At 67.8% G+C, this 16,583-nt stretch carries 15 protein-coding genes; 5 read left to right on the plus strand and 10 right to left on the minus strand.

Features of this window, described 5'->3' with window-relative positions:
* The first annotated feature begins 136 nt into the window (after positions 1–136).
* Together L5G28_RS08235 and L5G28_RS08240 are read left to right on the plus strand one after the other, a co-directional pair.
* Positions 137–1,033: an alpha/beta fold hydrolase gene (locus L5G28_RS08235; protein ID WP_237001096.1), complete on the plus strand. Its 897-nt coding sequence runs from the start codon at positions 137–139 to the stop codon at positions 1,031–1,033.
* A gap of 4 nt (positions 1,034–1,037) precedes the next feature.
* Positions 1,038–1,862 (plus strand): mycofactocin-coupled SDR family oxidoreductase, encoded by an 825-nt coding sequence (locus tag L5G28_RS08240; protein WP_237001097.1) that lies wholly within the window; start codon positions 1,038–1,040, stop codon positions 1,860–1,862.
* Positions 1,863–1,939: 77 nt separating this feature from the next.
* Here L5G28_RS08240 and L5G28_RS08245 read toward each other — a convergent pair whose 3' ends face one another.
* Genes L5G28_RS08245 through L5G28_RS08265 form a run of 5 tightly spaced genes read right to left on the minus strand, consistent with a single transcriptional unit; the run spans position 1,940 to position 7,768 of the window.
* Entirely contained in the window at positions 1,940–4,336 is a 2,397-nt protein-coding gene (locus L5G28_RS08245; protein ID WP_237001098.1) for a CaiB/BaiF CoA-transferase family protein, read from the minus strand.
* Between the two features lie 20 nt (positions 4,337–4,356).
* Positions 4,357–5,811, minus strand: coding sequence for an aldehyde dehydrogenase (locus L5G28_RS08250; RefSeq protein ID WP_237001099.1), 1,455 nt, complete (start codon positions 5,809–5,811; stop codon positions 4,357–4,359).
* A gap of 17 nt (positions 5,812–5,828) precedes the next feature.
* Entirely contained in the window at positions 5,829–7,010 is a 1,182-nt protein-coding gene (locus L5G28_RS08255) for a thiolase C-terminal domain-containing protein (protein ID WP_237001100.1), read from the minus strand.
* Between the two features lie 3 nt (positions 7,011–7,013).
* A complete protein-coding gene (locus L5G28_RS08260) occupies positions 7,014–7,448 on the minus strand; it encodes a Zn-ribbon domain-containing OB-fold protein (RefSeq protein ID WP_237001101.1) in 435 nt (144 codons plus the stop codon).
* Positions 7,445–7,768: a hypothetical protein gene (locus L5G28_RS08265; RefSeq protein WP_237001102.1), complete on the minus strand. Its 324-nt coding sequence runs from the start codon at positions 7,766–7,768 to the stop codon at positions 7,445–7,447. Before L5G28_RS08265 ends, L5G28_RS08260 begins: the two co-directional genes overlap by 4 nt.
* A gap of 152 nt (positions 7,769–7,920) precedes the next feature.
* On the opposite strand from L5G28_RS08265, the gene L5G28_RS19420 reads away from it, so the two are divergent.
* The 3 genes from L5G28_RS19420 to L5G28_RS08285 are packed head-to-tail and all read left to right on the plus strand — an operon-like array spanning position 7,921 to position 11,363.
* Positions 7,921–8,856, plus strand: coding sequence for a hypothetical protein (locus tag L5G28_RS19420; protein ID WP_308191957.1), 936 nt, complete (start codon positions 7,921–7,923; stop codon positions 8,854–8,856).
* On the plus strand, positions 8,841–10,445 hold the full coding sequence (locus L5G28_RS08280; RefSeq protein WP_237001103.1) for an FAD-dependent oxidoreductase: 1,605 nt from the start codon (positions 8,841–8,843) through the stop codon (positions 10,443–10,445). Before L5G28_RS19420 ends, L5G28_RS08280 begins: the two co-directional genes overlap by 16 nt.
* A gap of 60 nt (positions 10,446–10,505) precedes the next feature.
* Entirely contained in the window at positions 10,506–11,363 is an 858-nt protein-coding gene (locus L5G28_RS08285) for a class I adenylate-forming enzyme family protein (RefSeq protein WP_237001104.1), read from the plus strand.
* Between the two features lie 7 nt (positions 11,364–11,370).
* On the opposite strand, the gene L5G28_RS08290 is transcribed toward L5G28_RS08285, so the two are convergent.
* The 5 genes from L5G28_RS08290 to L5G28_RS08310 all read right to left on the minus strand — a co-directional run bounded on the left by L5G28_RS08290 (position 11,371) and on the right by L5G28_RS08310 (position 16,534).
* Positions 11,371–11,979: a TetR/AcrR family transcriptional regulator gene (locus L5G28_RS08290; protein ID WP_237001105.1), complete on the minus strand. Its 609-nt coding sequence runs from the start codon at positions 11,977–11,979 to the stop codon at positions 11,371–11,373.
* Positions 11,980–11,984: 5 nt separating this feature from the next.
* Positions 11,985–13,505: a class I adenylate-forming enzyme family protein gene (locus tag L5G28_RS08295; protein WP_237001106.1), complete on the minus strand. Its 1,521-nt coding sequence runs from the start codon at positions 13,503–13,505 to the stop codon at positions 11,985–11,987.
* Positions 13,502–14,341 (minus strand): GNAT family N-acetyltransferase, encoded by an 840-nt coding sequence (locus L5G28_RS08300; RefSeq protein ID WP_237001107.1) that lies wholly within the window; start codon positions 14,339–14,341, stop codon positions 13,502–13,504. The genes L5G28_RS08295 and L5G28_RS08300 overlap by 4 nt, the downstream gene beginning before the upstream one ends.
* Positions 14,338–15,522: an aromatic ring-hydroxylating oxygenase subunit alpha gene (locus L5G28_RS08305; RefSeq protein WP_237001108.1), complete on the minus strand. Its 1,185-nt coding sequence runs from the start codon at positions 15,520–15,522 to the stop codon at positions 14,338–14,340. The genes L5G28_RS08300 and L5G28_RS08305 overlap by 4 nt, the downstream gene beginning before the upstream one ends.
* A gap of 205 nt (positions 15,523–15,727) precedes the next feature.
* The gene (locus L5G28_RS08310; protein WP_237001109.1) at positions 15,728–16,534 is read right to left on the minus strand and encodes a crotonase/enoyl-CoA hydratase family protein; all 807 of its coding nucleotides are present in this window, start codon (positions 16,532–16,534) and stop codon (positions 15,728–15,730) included.
* Positions 16,535–16,583: the final 49 nt, after the last annotated feature.

Here is a 16,583-nt window from a genome sequence, read left to right on the forward strand (position 1 = left end):
CAGAAAACGGTTGAGTGCCCATTAATCTTATGATATTAGTTTTATGCGAGCAACTGCGCTGGCCGGATGGCGACGCGGACCGATTGGCCTACAACGACTCTCGTGGGCTGTTCGCCCGATTCAAGGTGGTTTCTGCATGCCCCTCACTGATATCCCGCAGTACTTTCGAGGTGACGGCGTCGATCTCGCGGCGAGCAGATGGGCGCCCGAAGACGAACCGACGGGGACCATCGTGCTGCTGCACGGAGGCGGGCAGACACGGCATTCGTGGCAGCGCACCGGCAGACGTCTGGCACGGGAAGGCTGGTTGGTGCACGCCGTCGACCTCCGTGGGCACGGGGACAGCCAGTGGGCGCCAGACGGCGACTACACGATCGCCGCGCACGCGCGCGACGTTCGCGCGGTGACCGCGAGTCTGCCCGAGCCGCCCGTCCTGGTCGGAGCCTCACTTGGCGGGATGGCGTCGTTGATGGCGCAGTCTGCCGACGAGTGCCTTGCGCGGGCGCTGGTCCTCGTCGACATCACGCCCAAGGCGCGGCCCGAAGGGCTCGCTAAGATCCACGACTTCATGTCCAGTGGGATCGACGGGTTCGACTCACTCGACGACGCGTTGGCCGCCGTCGTCGCCTACAACCCGAGCCGGCGACGCTCGCCGCGAGTCGACGGGCTGCGCAAGAACCTGCGGCACCGTGACGGACGGTGGTATTGGCACTGGGATCCGCGGATCCTCGCGCAGCGCGAGAACTCTGTGGAGGCCGCGGATGAACGCGAACGTGCAGCCAGATCGGCGGCGCGGACGATCACCATACCGACGCTGCTCGTCCACGGCGCGGAGTCGGAGGTTGTCGCCGAGGACGGAGTCGACGACCTGCTCGCCCTCATCCCCGGCGCTCAGCACGTCGAAGTGCGCGGGGCGGGCCACATGGTCGCAGGCGATGACAACGACATGCTGAGCGCCGGGATCGTCGACTTCTGCGACGGCCTGCGGTCGCGCCGGACCCGTTTACCGGAGTTTCACCCAAGAAAGGAATGAGAACATGGCTCGTTTAGACGGAAAGGTCGCCTTCATCACGGGTATCGCCCGTGGACAGGGGCGGTCGCACGCGGTGCGGCTGGCTGAGGAGGGCGCGTCGATCATCGGCATCGACATCTGTGACCAGATCCCCACAGTCTTCTACCCGATGGCCACCCGCGAGGATCTGGCCGAGACCGAACGGCTGGTCAAGGAGGCGGGCGGCGAGATCGTCACGACGATCGGCGACGTGCGCAGACGTGAGGACATCGAGGCCGCCCTGGCTGCGGGCATCGAGCAGTTCGGCCACATCGACACGGTCATCGCCAACGCGGGCATCATGCCGGTAATCGGACCCGGCGATCAGCGACAGGCCTGGTTCGACGCGGTCGATGTCATGCTGACCGGTGTCTGGCAGGTGCTCGACGTAGTCTCGCCCATCCTCATCGAGCAAGGACGCGGCGGCACCATCACCATCACGAGTTCGGCTGCCGGGCTGCGCAGCATCGGACTCAACACCTTCCCCGGCCAAGCCGGTTACACCGCGTCCAAGCACGGGGTGGTCGGTCTGATGCGGCTCTACTCCAAGCAACTGGCCAAGGACTTCATCCGCGTCAACACGATCCACCCGACGGGCGTCAACACGCCGATGGTCGCCAATGCCGAGTACGGCGAGTTCATCGCCGGCCACCCGGAGGTCGCCAGCGACGACGCCTACAAGAACCCGATGCCCGTCGAGCTCGTCGAAGCCGTCGACATCAGCAACGCCATTGTGTTCCTGGCGTCCGACGAGGCCCGCTACGTCACCGGTGTGACGATGCCGGTCGACGCGGGTTACAACAACCGGTAGTCGCCGCATCGACTCTGGCCCGAAACCTTCTGGCCCGACGTCTCCTGTCACTCGCTGACAGGAGACTCGGGCCAGTCTCAGTTGGCGGGTTGCAGCGCTCCAGCCGCGACGAGGCGTTGGTACTCGTCGTCGTTCATGCCGAGTAGTCCGGTGCAGATCTCGCGGGTGTGCTCACCGGCCGTCGGCGCCTGACGTGCGGGCGGGTCGGCGATCGTGCTGAAGACTGCGGCACGGGCCGTCGCGGGGAGTGCGGTCGGCATCAGTTCGTGTGTCACCGTCGTGTACGTGCTGCGGGCGCACAAGTGCTCGTCGTTCAGCAGTTCGGGAAGCCGGAGCATCGGCCCGGCGGCCACGCCGACATTCTGGAGCTGGGTGGCGACCTCGGCGGGAGTGCGCGTTGCCGTCCACTGTGCGAGGACGTCGTCGGCTTCGCCGCGGTTCGCCAGACGTGCTGAGGCGGTCGCGAGACGTTCGTCAGTGATGAGCTCGGGCCGATCGGCGACGGTGCAGACGGCGGCCCACTGTGCGTCGGTGCGGACCGTCACCGTGCACCACTCGTCGTCGCCCGCGCACGCGAACACGCCACTCGGTGCATGACGCGGGTCGCTGTTCCCGGTCGGCACGACCGAGCCCGGGCGCAGACCCTCGGCGACGAGCGAAGCGCCGATGTGGTTGAGCGCCACATCCGATTGAGCGAGTTCGATCGATGTTCCGCGGCCGGTCTGGCGACGTGCGATCAGCGCGGCCAGCAGCGTGCTGGCACAGATGTGTCCGGCAATGTGGTCGGGGTACACAGTCGATCCGTCGCACAGGAGTTCGCTGTCGTCCGGGTAACTCCAGAGCGCGGACACTCCCGATGCCGCGCGCACCAGCGGTCCGTATCCCATCCGGGACCGCCATGGTCCGGTGCTGCCGAACGCGCTCGCCTCGGCCACGATGATTCCCGGATTGATCTCGGCGAGCGACTCGTAGGAGAACCCCATTGCGGCGAGTGTGCCCGGTTTGAAGTTGGCGACCACGACATCGGCGTCAGCGACCAGCCGTCGGAAGACGTCCGCGCCCTCGGCCGAGCGAAGGTCCACGCCGATACTCCGCTTGTTGCGGTGGCCCCAGGCCACCGATGCGGAGAGCTTGGCTCCACGCTTGGACTGGCGCAGCCCGTCCGGGTAGTTGGCGTTCTCGATCTTGATCACGTCGGCGCCGTAGTCGGCCAGCTGCCTGCTCAGTTCGGCTCCGAAGACGATCACGCCGAGATCGAGGACGCGGATCCCCGCGAGCGGCGCGGCCGTCGCATCTGCGGCGGATACCGACGGCTCGGGGGAGGGCTCGCCTGGAGTGCCCCACGATGGCGGGCCGTCCGCCATGGTGACGGCTGCTCGGAAACCTGCTCGCCTGCCTCCGACCCTCGCATGCCCGGACGGGATACGCGTCGTGACGCCTGGGTACAGCTCGGCGTCGATGAGCGCGCCGGACTCGGCGAAGTGGTCGACGGCGAGCGCCTGACCGAGCGTGTAGACGGCGCCGACGGGGATGCCGCGGCGGGCTCCCTCGGCGACGAGTTCGTCCTGAGTGTGAGCGGCAAAGAGGTCCGCGATCAATGGGTGCAGACGGTCGGCGGCGGCGAAGCGTGCGGGGATCGTGTCGTAGCGGGGATCGGCGAACTCCTCGGGCTCGCCGAGCCATTCGAACATCGCGCGCCACTGCCGTTTGGCGAGCAGGCAGATTCGGACGCGGCCGTCCGAGCATCCGAACACCGGGTAGAACTCGGCGGCTGCCGGACGGTTGCGCGGATAATCTTCCGCGCGCCCCGCCGCAGCCGAGCCCTGTGTACCGAAACCGGGGTCGAAGCCGTGGACCATCGCCTCGAACGCCGACACGTCGACGGTCTCGCCGAGTCCGGTCTCGGCACGGCGATAGTAGGCCAGTAGTGCGGCCCACGCGGCGTGCGCCGCGACAGTTCCCTCGGCCAGACCCGCAGGCGGGAGCAGCGGAGTCTCGCCGGGAGCGCCGGAGCGCGACAGCACGCCGGACATCGCGTAGAGGACCTGCTCGTCGGCCACCCGGTGCCGGTACGGGCCGGTCAACCCGAAGGCGGTGATCGACACCCACACGAGGGCGGGCGTCGTCGCCCGCGCGGAGTCCGCGTCGACCCCCCATACCGAGTCGCTGCCGGGGGCGTCCGAGGTCACCACGATGTCCGCGCGGGCGATCAAGCCGGCCACCGTGTCCGCGGCGACGGCCGGGTCGAGGGCGAGGCGCGCCTTGTTCGCACTGCGCAGTGCGTCGGCGACGCACTCATCGGACGCTGCCGGATCCGAGTCGGCACCCGACGGGGCTGCATCGGACCGGACCAGGTGGACGACGTCGGCGCCCAGATCGGCGAGGAACCGCCCGACCGACTCCGCGGAGCCGACGGTGAGGTCGAGGACGCGCACTGATTCCAGAGGAAGACCTGACTCCCCAGACTGAGACATGTGGATCACTCGCTTCGCGTCTACAGGTAGATGGACTTGGTACGGAGGTACGGGGTCAGGCCTTCGGGCCCGAGCTCACGCCCGAGCCCGGACGCCTTGACCCCTCCGAACGGTGCGCCGAGATCGAGCGCATAGTGGTTGACGCCGACCGTGCCGGACTCGACCCGGTCGGCCAGCGCGATGCCGCGCTCGGTGTCCGCGGTCCACACCGTGCCGCCGAGCCCGTACTCGGAATCGTTGGCGATGGCGACCGCCTCGTCCTCATCGGCGTACTCGGTGATCGTCAGAACGGGGCCGAAGACTTCCTCCTGCGCCAGGCGTGCGGAGTTGTCGACGTCGGCGAACACGGTCGGGGCGACATACCAGCCGACGTCTTGGCCGGTGGGTACTCCGCCGCCCGTCGTCAACCGGTGGCCTGCGGAACGGCCGATCTCGATGTAGTTCAGGACTCGGTCGCGTTGTGCCTGCGTCACGAGCGGACCGATCCGCGTCGCCTTGTCGAGGGGGTCGCCGAGCGTGAGGTCCGACACCGCGGAGGTCACCGCGTCGACGATCTCGTCGTAGCGTGAGCGCGGCGCGAGGATGCGCGTGCAGGCGTGACAGGTCTGTCCGTTGTTGACCAGCGAGACGGCTCCCAACTGTGCAGCGAACTGCTCGATGTCGGCGTCGTCGAGGATGATCGACGCCGATTTGCCGCCCAGCTCGAGGGTGACGGGCCGGAGCAGTCGTCCGCACGCCTGTCCGATCGCGCGTCCGGCGCCGGTCGAACCGGTGAATGCGACCTTGTCCACGCCCGGGTGCTCCACCAAGTACGCGCCGACTTCGCGTCCGCCGGACACGATGTTCAACACGCCGTCGGGCAGGCCTGCTGCCAGTGCGGCGTCTGCGAAGACGTACGCGTCCAATGCGGTCTCCGGTGACGGTTTGAGCACCACCGTGCACCCGGCGGCGAGCGCTGGCGCGATCTTCATCGCGGCGAGGGATTGCGGGTAGTTCCACGGCGTGATGGCCGCGACGACACCGACCGCGTCGTGGCGGACCACGGTGCGGCTGCCGAGAGCACTCGGCCGCACGTCGTCTGCGTCGGCGGTGCGGATCAGGTCGGCGTAGTAGGCGACCATCATCGACGGCGCATATCCGTTGACGCCGACCGACAGGGAGATCGGCATGCCGTTCTCCCTGCTGGACAGCGCCGCCGTCGACTTCGCGCGGGCCTTGAGCTGGGCGGCGAAGGCGTCCAGGAGGTCGGCTCGGGCCGCGGCGGACATGCCGCGCCAGGCGGGCAGCGCACGCCGGGCCGCGTCGACGGCTCGGTCGACGTCGCTGGGCGACGCCGCGGCAGCGGCGCCGAGAGTCTTCTCGGTCGCGGCCTCGACGACCTCGGTACTCGCGCCGTCCGCTGGGGCCACCCAGCGGCCGTCGACGAAGAGGTCGAGTCGATCCAGTGCGGATTCGGGAATCGCCGATGCAGTCATGGAATGTCCTTCGAGGTCTAGAGCGTGTCCTGGTGGCCGAACAGGGTGGAGGAGACCAACGGGGCCATCGGCCCGCCGATGAACAGGGAGGTGCGTGCGCCGTCGACCTGGTTGGTCGACGTGCCGCGGATCTGGCGGACGGCCTCCACGGCGAGCCCCATCCCGTTGACGAAGCTGTCGGCGATGTTCCCTCCGCTGGTGTTGACCGGGAGTTCGCCGATACCCGCCGTCAGATTGTCTGCGGTGAGCACCTCGCCCGCTGCGGGGCCGGTGGGCGCCAGACCGTGATCGATGAGCGCGGCGACGGCCGGGCCGGAGAAGTTCTCATACACCTGGGTGACGTCGACGTCGGTCGGGCCGAGTCCGGCGGCGGCCCACAGGCGTCCGGCGACACCGGGGCGCTCGCCGCGTCCGGCGAACCCGGCGGTGGTGTAGAGGTCGTCGTTGTCGATCAGCGACGAGTATCCACCGGGTGCGCCCTGCGCGCCGGCGAGCAGGTAGGCAGCGTCTGGACGCAGTGCGCGGGCGCGTTCGGCGGACACCACGATCAGGGCGACGGCCCCGTCGTTCTCCCGCGAGCAGTCGTAGAGGTGGAACGGTTCGGTGATGAGCCGGGACTCGTCGTACGTCGCTTCGTCGAGCGGCCTGCCGTACCCCGCCGCGGTCGGGTTGTTCTGGGCGTGCCGGTAGTCGGCCAGGACCAGCGCGCGCAGTGCCTCCCGGGGGACCCCGTCGTGTTCGAGGAGCCGCTGGGTCCGCAGCGCACAGACCTGCGCGGGGGAACCGACGCCGTGCGCGAGATAGTGGGGTCCATAGAAGTAGGAGGCGTATCCGAGCCGGCCAGTGTCGGCCTGCGCCATCGATCGGAAGACGACGACGGTGTCGGCCTGGCCGGTGGCGATGGCGACGTTCGCGTCGTTGATCGCCGCCGCGACACCGCCTCCGCCGCCGCCCCACATCATGGTGGACCAGCGGACGTCGTCGACGCCGAGTGCGCCGCCGAGCGTCGCGCCGTCGAAGCCGCCTCCCGCGTACGAGACGAAGCCGTCGATTTCGCGTGCGCTGACGCCGGCGTCGGCGCACGCCGCGACGATCGCCTCCAAGGTCATCGGCAGTTCGCCGTACGGTGCCTCGCCGCGTTTGTAGTGGTGGTCGGCGACGCCGACGACGGCGGACGTGCCGCGCAGTGCAATGGTCATCGTCTACTTCCTGGTCTCGGACGGGTGCCACCGCAACAGCGGCCAGATCGCGTCCTTGTCGAGTTCGAAGCGCCCGTCGACCGCGTCGCCGATGCGGACGTCGTGGCCGTGTGTGTCGGGCATCAGCCCGAGGACACGTCGACCGCCCGCGTGGGGGAGCTCAACGAGCGCAGTCACGTACGGTGTGCGGTCGCCGTACTCGCGGATGAACGGGTAGTGGCTACGGGACCACGCGTAGACGATGCCGGTCGGTTCCACCGACTCCCACCCGGGTTCGAAGGTGTGGCACTGCGCGCAGATCCACTGCGGTCCCCAGATCCACGTGCGGCATTCGGTGCACCGCTGTAGACGCAGTTCGTGCTGAAGCAGCCCGTCCCAGTACGGCTGGTCGAGCCCGTCCTCGGCGGGGCCCCACGGGTACGCCGACTCGGTGCTCACGCGCCTGCCTGCGGAGCCTCGAAGTTCTCCAGGCGGGCGGCGAGCCAGCGGCCGTCACGGCGTTCCCAGAATGAGCGGAGTCCGATGGCGCGGTCGGGAAGGCGATACACGCTCGCGCCGACGCGGAGGTCGCCGTCGGCGCGGACCTCGACGATCTCGACGCTCTCGACCGCGGATCGGGGGACGTCGACGCCCTCGAAGACGGCGGGTACGTTCTCGCTGACCATGTCGGCGATCGCCGCCTTCATGTCGCCGACCCGTACGTGGTCGACGTGTCGCTCATAGATCCGGCGGAACTCGTCGAGATCTGTCTCCGGCATGCCTGCTCCTGCTCTCTTGAGTGATGCGCTGTCGATAAAGCTAATGACTGTAGGTTAAATTGGCAAGGCGTCGCGGTGTGGAACTCCGCCCGCGGCAGCGGGGGCGTACTCTAGAATTAAATCTAACAAGTGTAGGTTTGGAAGGGGTGTCGATGGCGGTCACAACCCGAGGTGCCCGCATCTGTCCGCTGTGCGAATCGACCTGCGGACTGCTCTTCACGCTCAACGACGGCGCGGTCGTGGACGTCGAGCCGAACCACGACGACGTCTTCAGTCGTGGGTACTGCTGTGGAAAGGGATTGGGGCTGGCCGGGGTCGAAAACGATCCCGACCGCGACCCTCGCGAGATGGCCTGTCGATGCGGTGTCGACACCGAGCTCATCGAAACAGTCGCACGTGGCTTCGCCGAGGCTGCGTCGGCGGTCGCCCATTCGCGGATCGGCACCTGTATGCAGATTCGGAACGTCGCCCGGTACAGCGCTCCGCTGAGGTCTCTCGCCGACGACGAACTCGCCGAATGGCAGATCCTTCTCCGGCTCGCCGCCGCGGCGTCGGGCACGCCCGACGTGTCGACCGCCGACTGGGACGATCGAGTCGCACAGGTGGCGACCCGCCGGGCCGCGAAGCTGGCGGGCGTCGACGTCGAGCGTGCAGCGGAAGCCGTCTCCGGGCGTTCCGGGCCGTTGCGACTGCTCGATCTACGACTCCGCAGCGGGCCGTACGGCGACCAGTTCGGTCTTGTCGACGGTCTGAGCCTCGCGACGCTCGAACAGCGTCCGGAGGGCATCGACTTCGGGCCACTTCGACCGCGGATCCCAGAGGTGCTGCGGACACCGAACGGGCGCATCGACCTGGTTCCCGCGATGCTCGTCGACGATATCGACCGGCTCCGTCGGAGGCCCGGCCGCGAAGGCGGACTGCTGATGATCAACCGTCGCCAGCCGCGAGGCATGAACTCGTGGCTGCACACGCCGAACACCTCGAAGCCCTCACCGATTCGCCGGTCTTCAACGGCGTGCGCGTCGAGGTCGCTCGCACCCGCCCACATCGACATTCGAACGGAGCATGACACATGGCCTACGTCGTGACCCAAAACTGCTGCAACGACGCGAGTTGTGTACCTGTGTGTCCGGTGGACTGCATCCACCCGGCGCCCGGCGAGCCCGGGTACCGGACCGCCGAGATGCTGTACATCGACCCCGACACGTGTATCGACTGCGGTGCGTGCGCGGACGTCTGCCCCGTCGAGGCAATCAGGCCCGACGACGATCTCGAGGGGCTCGATCTGCGGTATCTCGAGGTCAACGCCGACTATTACGCGCGATCGACCGAGACGGCGGCGGATCTCCCGCAGCCGACGATGCCGGACCGGATATCGGTAACGGGGACCCGGTTGCCGTTGCGGGTCGCAGTGATCGGATCGGGCCCGTCGGCGAGCTATGCGGCCGACGAACTGCTCGCCCGCCGCGACATCGATATCGAAGTCACCATGATCGAGCGGCTGCCGTTCACGGGCGGACTCGTGCGCTACGGCGTGGCTCCGGACCACGCCAAGACCAAGATGGTGGATCGGACGTTCGCACGCACGATCCGTCGTGCTGGGGCCACGTTCTACCTCGATGTCGAAGTCGGCCGTGACGTGAGTCTGGACGAGGTCGCGGACCACCATCACGCGGTGATCGTAGCGACCGGGGCGGACGAGGACCGCAGGCTCGGCATCGACGGCGAAGACCTGCCGGGCGTGCACAGCGCACGCGAGTTCGTCGCCTGGTACAACGGGCACCCGGACTTCGCGAACTCGTGGTTCGATCTCTCCCACGAGAGGGCCGTGGTCGTCGGCAACGGCAACGTGGCGCTCGACGTGGCCCGGATCCTCAGCGCCGAGGTCGACGACCTGCGGCGTACCGACATTGCCGATCACGCCCTCGACGCGCTCGCCGAGAGCGCGGTGCGCGAGGTGGTCGTGCTCGGTCGACGGGGGCCGGACGCTGCCGCGTGCACGGTGCCCGAACTGCTCGGCCTCTCCGAGATGTCCGGGGCGGATGTGATTGTCGACGGCGACGTGCACGTCGACTCCGATGCAACCTACAAGACGCGCCTTCTCGCCGAGTACGCATCCGCCGTTCCGCACCGTTCGCGGCGGATCACGCTGCGATTCCACAGCGCGCCGCTCGAGATCGTCGGCGGTGACCGAGTTCGCGCGATTCGGCTCGCGGCCCAGGACCGGGCGGTCAACGAACTGGACACGGGACTGGTACTGCGCTCGATCGGCTACCGCGGCAGACCGTTCGGCGACCTTCCGTTCGACGAGCGACGCGGCACGATCGCGAACGTCGACGGGCGGGTGTGCGAAGCGGGCTCGGAGCGGCCGGTGGTCGGACGATACGTCACCGGGTGGATCAAGCGGGGACCGAGCGGCGTGATCGGCACCAATCGACAATGCGCCCGCGAGACCGTCGCCAACCTGTTGGTCGACTACGAGTCGAACCTCCTCACCGACCCGTCGGGGTCGGCCAACATATTCGACCGCCTCGTGCGAAGTCGGCGGCCGAGCGCGATGACCGCCGACGACTGGTTCGCCGTCGACCGTCACGAGCGCGCCGCCGGACGCGGCCAGGGGCGGCCTCGCGTGAAACTTCTCGACCCGAGCGTCGTGCACGCGTGCGCACCTCGGTGATCCCGTGATCCCCCCGACCTGTTGCCCCCGTCCCCTGACCTGGTGAAGGAACCGAACCATATGAGCGGGACCGTAATCGACGCGCTACTCCACTTCGCACGTGTCGCACCTGACCGCGTCGCGGTCGACTTTTCGGGGGATCGCGTCACATACGCCGAACTGAACTCGTGGGCTGACGGGGTCGGCACCCTGCTCGCCGCGCACGGCGTGACGCCGGGGGGACCGCGTGAGCTCCCTCTTCCGGCAGCCCGGGTTCGATCCGGAACAAGCGCTGCGAGTTCTGGTCGAGGAGAAGGTGACTACGTTCACCGCCCGCCGATCCTGTTCGAGCAGATAGCGAAAGCTCCGGGATTCGGGGAGGCTGACCTGGAACATCTGACGACTGCTCACGTCGGCGGCGCCCGCGTGCCGCCGGATCTGTTCGAGCGGTGGAGGCCGCGCGGAGTCCTTCTGCGACAGCTCTACGGTCAGACCGAGATCGGCGGATCGGCGACCGTGACCGTCCGGGCCGAAGCCGAGGAGCATCCGGACAAGTGCGGCTGGGGAACAGTCTTCACCCGGATCCGCGTCGTCGACCCGGACGGTGTGGACTGCCCGGCGGGCGGTCTGAACATCTCGCCCGCCGAGATCGAGGCGGTCGTCGGCTCGATCGAGGGTGTCGCTGAGGTCGCCGTCTTCGGCGTGCAGGATGCGAAGTTCGGCGAGACACCCGCGGCCGTCGTTGTTGCGACTCGAGCAGACCTCACGGCCGAGGAGATCATCGCACGCTGCAACAGCCAACTCGCCGACTACAAAGTGCCTCGCTACCTCGTCCTGTCTGCGGACCCGTTGCCGCGCATGGCCAGCGGCAAGATCGACAAACGCACGATCCGCAGCGACAACGACGATCTCGTCGTCACACACGACCGCGTCCGGTAGCGGCGATTCAGCGCCCCCATCGCGCGCGGACACCGTGCAGGAACGTGCGGACCGATTCCACGAACAGTCGGTCGTCGTCCCAATCGTTAGAGGCCAGCGACTCGACCACGCCGACGTCGAATTGATCGGGATCGATCGGCGTCGACATGGCCGGCCTGCCCGTGGCCGCGCACATCGCCGACCCGATCGTCATGCGATGCACGGCCTCCACGATGAACATCTGATCGGTTACCGGCACCCCGTGGTCGTGCAAGACGCGGCAGTGCTGCGCGTACAGCCGCTCGAGGAGCCGTTGCGGAAAGTTCTCGACGACAAGGGGAACCGAACGTGCGTGGGCGAGCAAAGCACCGCGGAATGCGATCGCGCCTTCGACGAGCCACCCGATCCAGTCACCGTCAACGACGTCGGCGTGTTCGGGCGTCTCGAGCACGATGGTCCGCGCAGCCTCTTCGACGATCTCGGTCTTGTCGGCGAAATGGTTGTACAACGACGGAGCCTTCACCCCGAGCCGTGACGCGATCCGCTCCAGACTCAGGGCCGCTGGACCGTCCTCGTCGACGATGTCGACCGCCGCGCGTGCGACCGTCTCACGGCGAATCAGCGGTCTGCGTCCCACAGCCTTCAGACCCTACGCGAGGCGATTCTGTGTCCACGCGTCGGCAGGTCGGCGTATGTGCTGCGCAGAGCGCCCTTTCGGATCTTCATGCCCGCAGTGCGCGGCAGCGGGGAGTCCAAGAACTCGACGTAACGCGGAGCCTTGTACGACGACAACTGGGACCGGCAATGGTCGACGACGTCGTCAACGGTCACCACGGCGCCGTCGACCGAGCGGACCAGAGCTGCGGGAGTCTCGCCGAACTCGGTGTCGGCGACGCCGATGACCGCGACCTCGGCCACAGCGGGGAGTTCGGCGATGACGCGTTCCAACTCTGCGGCGTAGATGTTGATGCCGCCGGAGATGATGATGTCCTTGGTGCGGCCGACGACCCGGATGAGTCCGTCGGCGTCCCGCACGCCGATGTCGCCGGTCCGCAGGCGGCCGCCGCCGAACGTCTCCTGTGTCAATTCCGGGTTCTGCCAATAGCCTGCGGCCATGCCGGGACCGGAGATGACGATCTCGCCGGGTTCATCCGGACCGCACGACGACCCGTCGTCGCCGACGATGTCGAACTCGTTCAGGACCCCACCGATGCCGACGCTGTCGGGATGCGTGATCGCGACCTCGACTGTCGGCAGCGTGACATGCGACTGCGACTCGGTGAGACCGTACACCTGGCGTAGTCCGATGCCCTTGTCCCCCCACAGCCGGATGAGGTCGGCGGTGACCGGGTTCCCGCCGGTGAACGCGATCGTCAACGACGACAGATCGGCGTCGCCGAATTCCGGGTGCGCCGCCATCTGCTCGTAGAACAGGGTGGTTGCGCCGAGGTGGTTGACGTCGTGGTCGCGGATGAGTGCCAACGCGACTGACGGATCCCACTCCGGGAGGTAGACGACGCTGCCGCCGAGAACGAGAGGCCCGAGGAAACCGTTGAGCAGACCCGCACCGAACGCCATCGAACTGACGCTCAGCGCGCGGGCGTGCAGGAACGCCGGTTCGGCCAAGCACCATTCGAAGAAGCTGCTCACCAGGGACGCGTGGGTGAACACGACGCCCTTCGGTGATCCGGTCGATCCGGACGTCGCCAGCACGGCGACCGGGTCGTCGCCGTCGACGATGACCGGCGGGAGCACCGCTGTCGTGCCCTCCCGACGGCCGACCCCACCGAGGCCGGCCGTCGGCACATCCAGGTCCGCGACACCCGACCGCAGCGCCTCCGATACGACGATGACCGTCGGCTCGGTCTGCGCGACGGCTTGCGCGAGGTCAGCGGGACCGCTGCGCTCGTTGAGCGGGCAGACGACGGCGCCGAGCTTGATCGCGCCCAGCGCCGCGACGACCCATTCGATTGTCGGGCGTCCGAGGATCGCGACACGGTCGCCCTGCGCGACGCCGTGTGTCTCGGCGAGTTCGATCCCGGCACGTGTCGACGCTGCGTCGAGTTCGCGCCAGGTCAACTGGTCGTCACCGCAGGCGACGGCGAGCTCGTCGGCTTGACGTGCGGCCCACGCGGACAATGGGCGGAGAATGCTGGTGTTCATGGCAGGGTCCTCAAGTCAGAGTCGGTGATATCGGGCTGGGCTATCGACTCCGGGCTGTCGAAGCCCAGGAGAGTGTCGGTCCGGTCATGGCCGAAGGCGGCTGACCGCAGAATGTCGATCAGCGCGTCGTCGCGGGCGTCGACGATGGCGATGACCGACGCGGCACCCGCGACGAAGAGCTCGGTGATCGCAGCGTGGACGTCCGCGGGGGTGTGGACTCTCGAGGAGAGTCTCGTGAAGTCGACGGAGCCCACGCCGTCGACGATTTCGTCGGTGAGAGATTCGCCGAGGACAGCCCACCGGTCGTCGTGCTCCCGGCCGTGGAGCTTCCGATCGTCCGGGCGTCGGTAGACCGACGCCGACGGCAGCACCATGTGGTGGCGTTCGCCGAGGGTGATCGCGCCGAACCGGCGAGCGAGGCGGAGTGCCGCGGGATGAGAACCGTACGCGCCGGCGACGATCCGGTCGAGGCCCTGGCGCGCATCGAAGACGTTCTCGTCGAGTGCCGCCTCGACCGCCGCGGTCGCGACACCCGTCGACCGGTACTCGGGTGCGACCACCAGGTCGAGAACTCGCGCCGCCGTCCCGGGCCTCATCGTGATGACGCCTGCCAGACGGGTTCGGTCGGCGGTGCGGACCGACCAGCGGTACAGGCCCGTGCGGACCTCGATCGTCGACGTCGCCGACGGCGTCCGGAACGTGCGCGGTCGAGCGAAGCTCATCTCCTTGTCCAGCACGCGTGCGGCGGCGAACAGCTCCCGCGCGTCCGGACGAGGCGGACCGTCGTACGAGTCGAGGGTGACCAGGGTGTCGTCGACCACTGGGTCTTCTGTCATTGCGGCGAGCCGATCAGGTCGTCGATCAGCCGTCGGAACAGGTGGCTGGCGATCTCATTGCGGCCCAGCAGCATCGGCCCTGCATCCAGATTATTCATGGACCTCTGCGAACCGTCGAGGATCGGGAAGTCCTCATCGTGCAGGATCGCGATGAGCAGCCCCCAGTTCTTGGCCCAGCGCTTGCGCCAATGCTCGGGCTCGAGGCCGCTCGCTTCGATCGACGGCGCCATGATGCGCATCTGCATGATGGACTGTCCCGGATCGGCGCCGACCGGTCGGAAGGTCAGCAGCTCGAAATGCGTCGCATGCTTGAGCAGCATGGTGTTCGGTGCGAGATAACAGCTCTCGATGGTGTGGGCTTCCATCGACTCGTCCCACTCGACATCGTGACCGATGAACTGGTCGAGGGTCTTGCGAGCGGTGAGGAACCAGAATGCGCGACCGAAGTCCTCCAACGCGACGGCGTTGGTGTGGAGCATCTTCCCCGCGGTGTTCGGGTGCGCGTACTTGACGTGGTAATTGTCCAGGAAGCCGTCCTGCATGATCTTCCAGTTGGTCGGGCGGCGGTAGGTGTGCGGGTCGATGCTGACGAGATCGGCGATCCCGTAGGACGCCATGATCGCGTCCATCTCGGGGCCGAGCCACTCGGCGACGTCGATGCTTGCGTTCGGGTTGTCGATGACCCAGACGAATCCGTGACGTTCTTCCACCGGTATCTCGACGAGGCCGTACTGCGAACGGTCGAAGTCGCCGAATGTGTCGTCCAGGGTGACCGTCCGCAGCTCGCCCGCCGGGCCGTACGACCACCGGTGGTACGGACACGAGAACAGGCGGCATCTGCCGGACTCCTCGGCGACGAGTTCGGCTCCGCGGTGTCGGCACGAGTTGACCAGTGCTTTCACGCCGCCGTCGCGCTGCCGGATCAAGATCACCTTGTTGCGCGGCAGCTCGGCGGTCACGAAGTCGTTCTGCTTGGCGATCTCGGACGAGTGGGCGGCGACGAACGGGACGGCGCCGAACACCCGGTCGCGTTCGAGTTCGGCACGCAGGGTGTCCGCGAAGTCGGGTGCACTCGAATCGGCGATCTCCGGCCAGAGGTCGGTAGTCGACGAGTCGAGGTGGCCGAGGAGCCCGCGGAGCGCGCGTGTTCGCAGGTGGTGAATGTCGATGGCAAGGGTCATGGTGACCTCCTATGTCGTTCGACGCGTGTTTGCCGTCACCATTAGACTAATGGCATTAGTTTATTTGTCAATGCCTTCGATGGGCCTTGGGGAAGCTAATGGTCATAGGTATGGCCGGTCGGGAGGGGAGACGGATCGGACCATTCGAATGAAGAAGGGCCGACCGGAATCGTCCGGTCGGCCCTCCCCGGAGCGCGCTGGGAGGCTACTCGGCCCGCCAGAGGGGTGAGCGCTTCTCGGCGAACGCGCGCGGCCCCTCTTTCGCGTCCTCGCTGGTGAATACCGTGATGAGCTCGGTGGTGTTCGCTGCCCACTGGTCACTCTCGGCGGGGACGGCCCCGTCGACGATGCCGACGGCCAGTCTCTTGGAGGCCTGGACGGCGAGCGGTGCGTTGGCGGCGACCTCCTCGGCGAGCTTGATCGCTGCGTCCAGGACGTCGGCGTCGGGCACGACGCGGTTGACGAGACCGAGGTCGGCCGCCTGGCTCGCAGACACGGCCCGGCCGGTGAGCAGTATCTCCATGCCGATCTTCTTCGGAAGCGCGGCGACGATGCGGAATGCGCCGCCGGCCCCCGCGATTATCCCGCGCTTGACCTCTGGGAGGCCGAATGTGGCACGCTCGGCGGCGACCGCCAGGTCGCTGGCCAAGACCAGCTCGGTGCCGCCGCCCAGAGCGGTGCCGTTCACGGCCGCGATGAGCGGTGTGCTGATCGGATGGGTGACGACGCCCGCGAAGCCCCACTTGCGGCGGGACCGGTCGGTCGCGTCGATGCCCTCGCCGCGCGCGATCGCCTTGAGGTCGGCGCCTGCGCAGAAAGATTTGTCGCCCGCGCCCGTTAATACGATCGCACGAATCTCGCGGTCGTTGTCGGCCTGATCGAGGGCGTCGCCGAGTCCGTCGGCGACGGCCGAGTTCACGGCGTTGCGTGCGTCCGGTCGGTTGATGGTGATCACGGCGACGTGGCCGCGACGTTCCACGAGGACGGCGGGGGTGGAGTCTTGTTCGGTCATGGTCTCTCTATCGGTGGTCGGTCGGGTGCGCGCAGCGACGCTCACGCCA

The sequence above is a fragment of the Gordonia liuliyuniae genome (assembly GCF_021739025.1).
In the GTDB taxonomy this organism is placed as follows: domain Bacteria; phylum Actinomycetota; class Actinomycetes; order Mycobacteriales; family Mycobacteriaceae; genus Gordonia; species Gordonia liuliyuniae.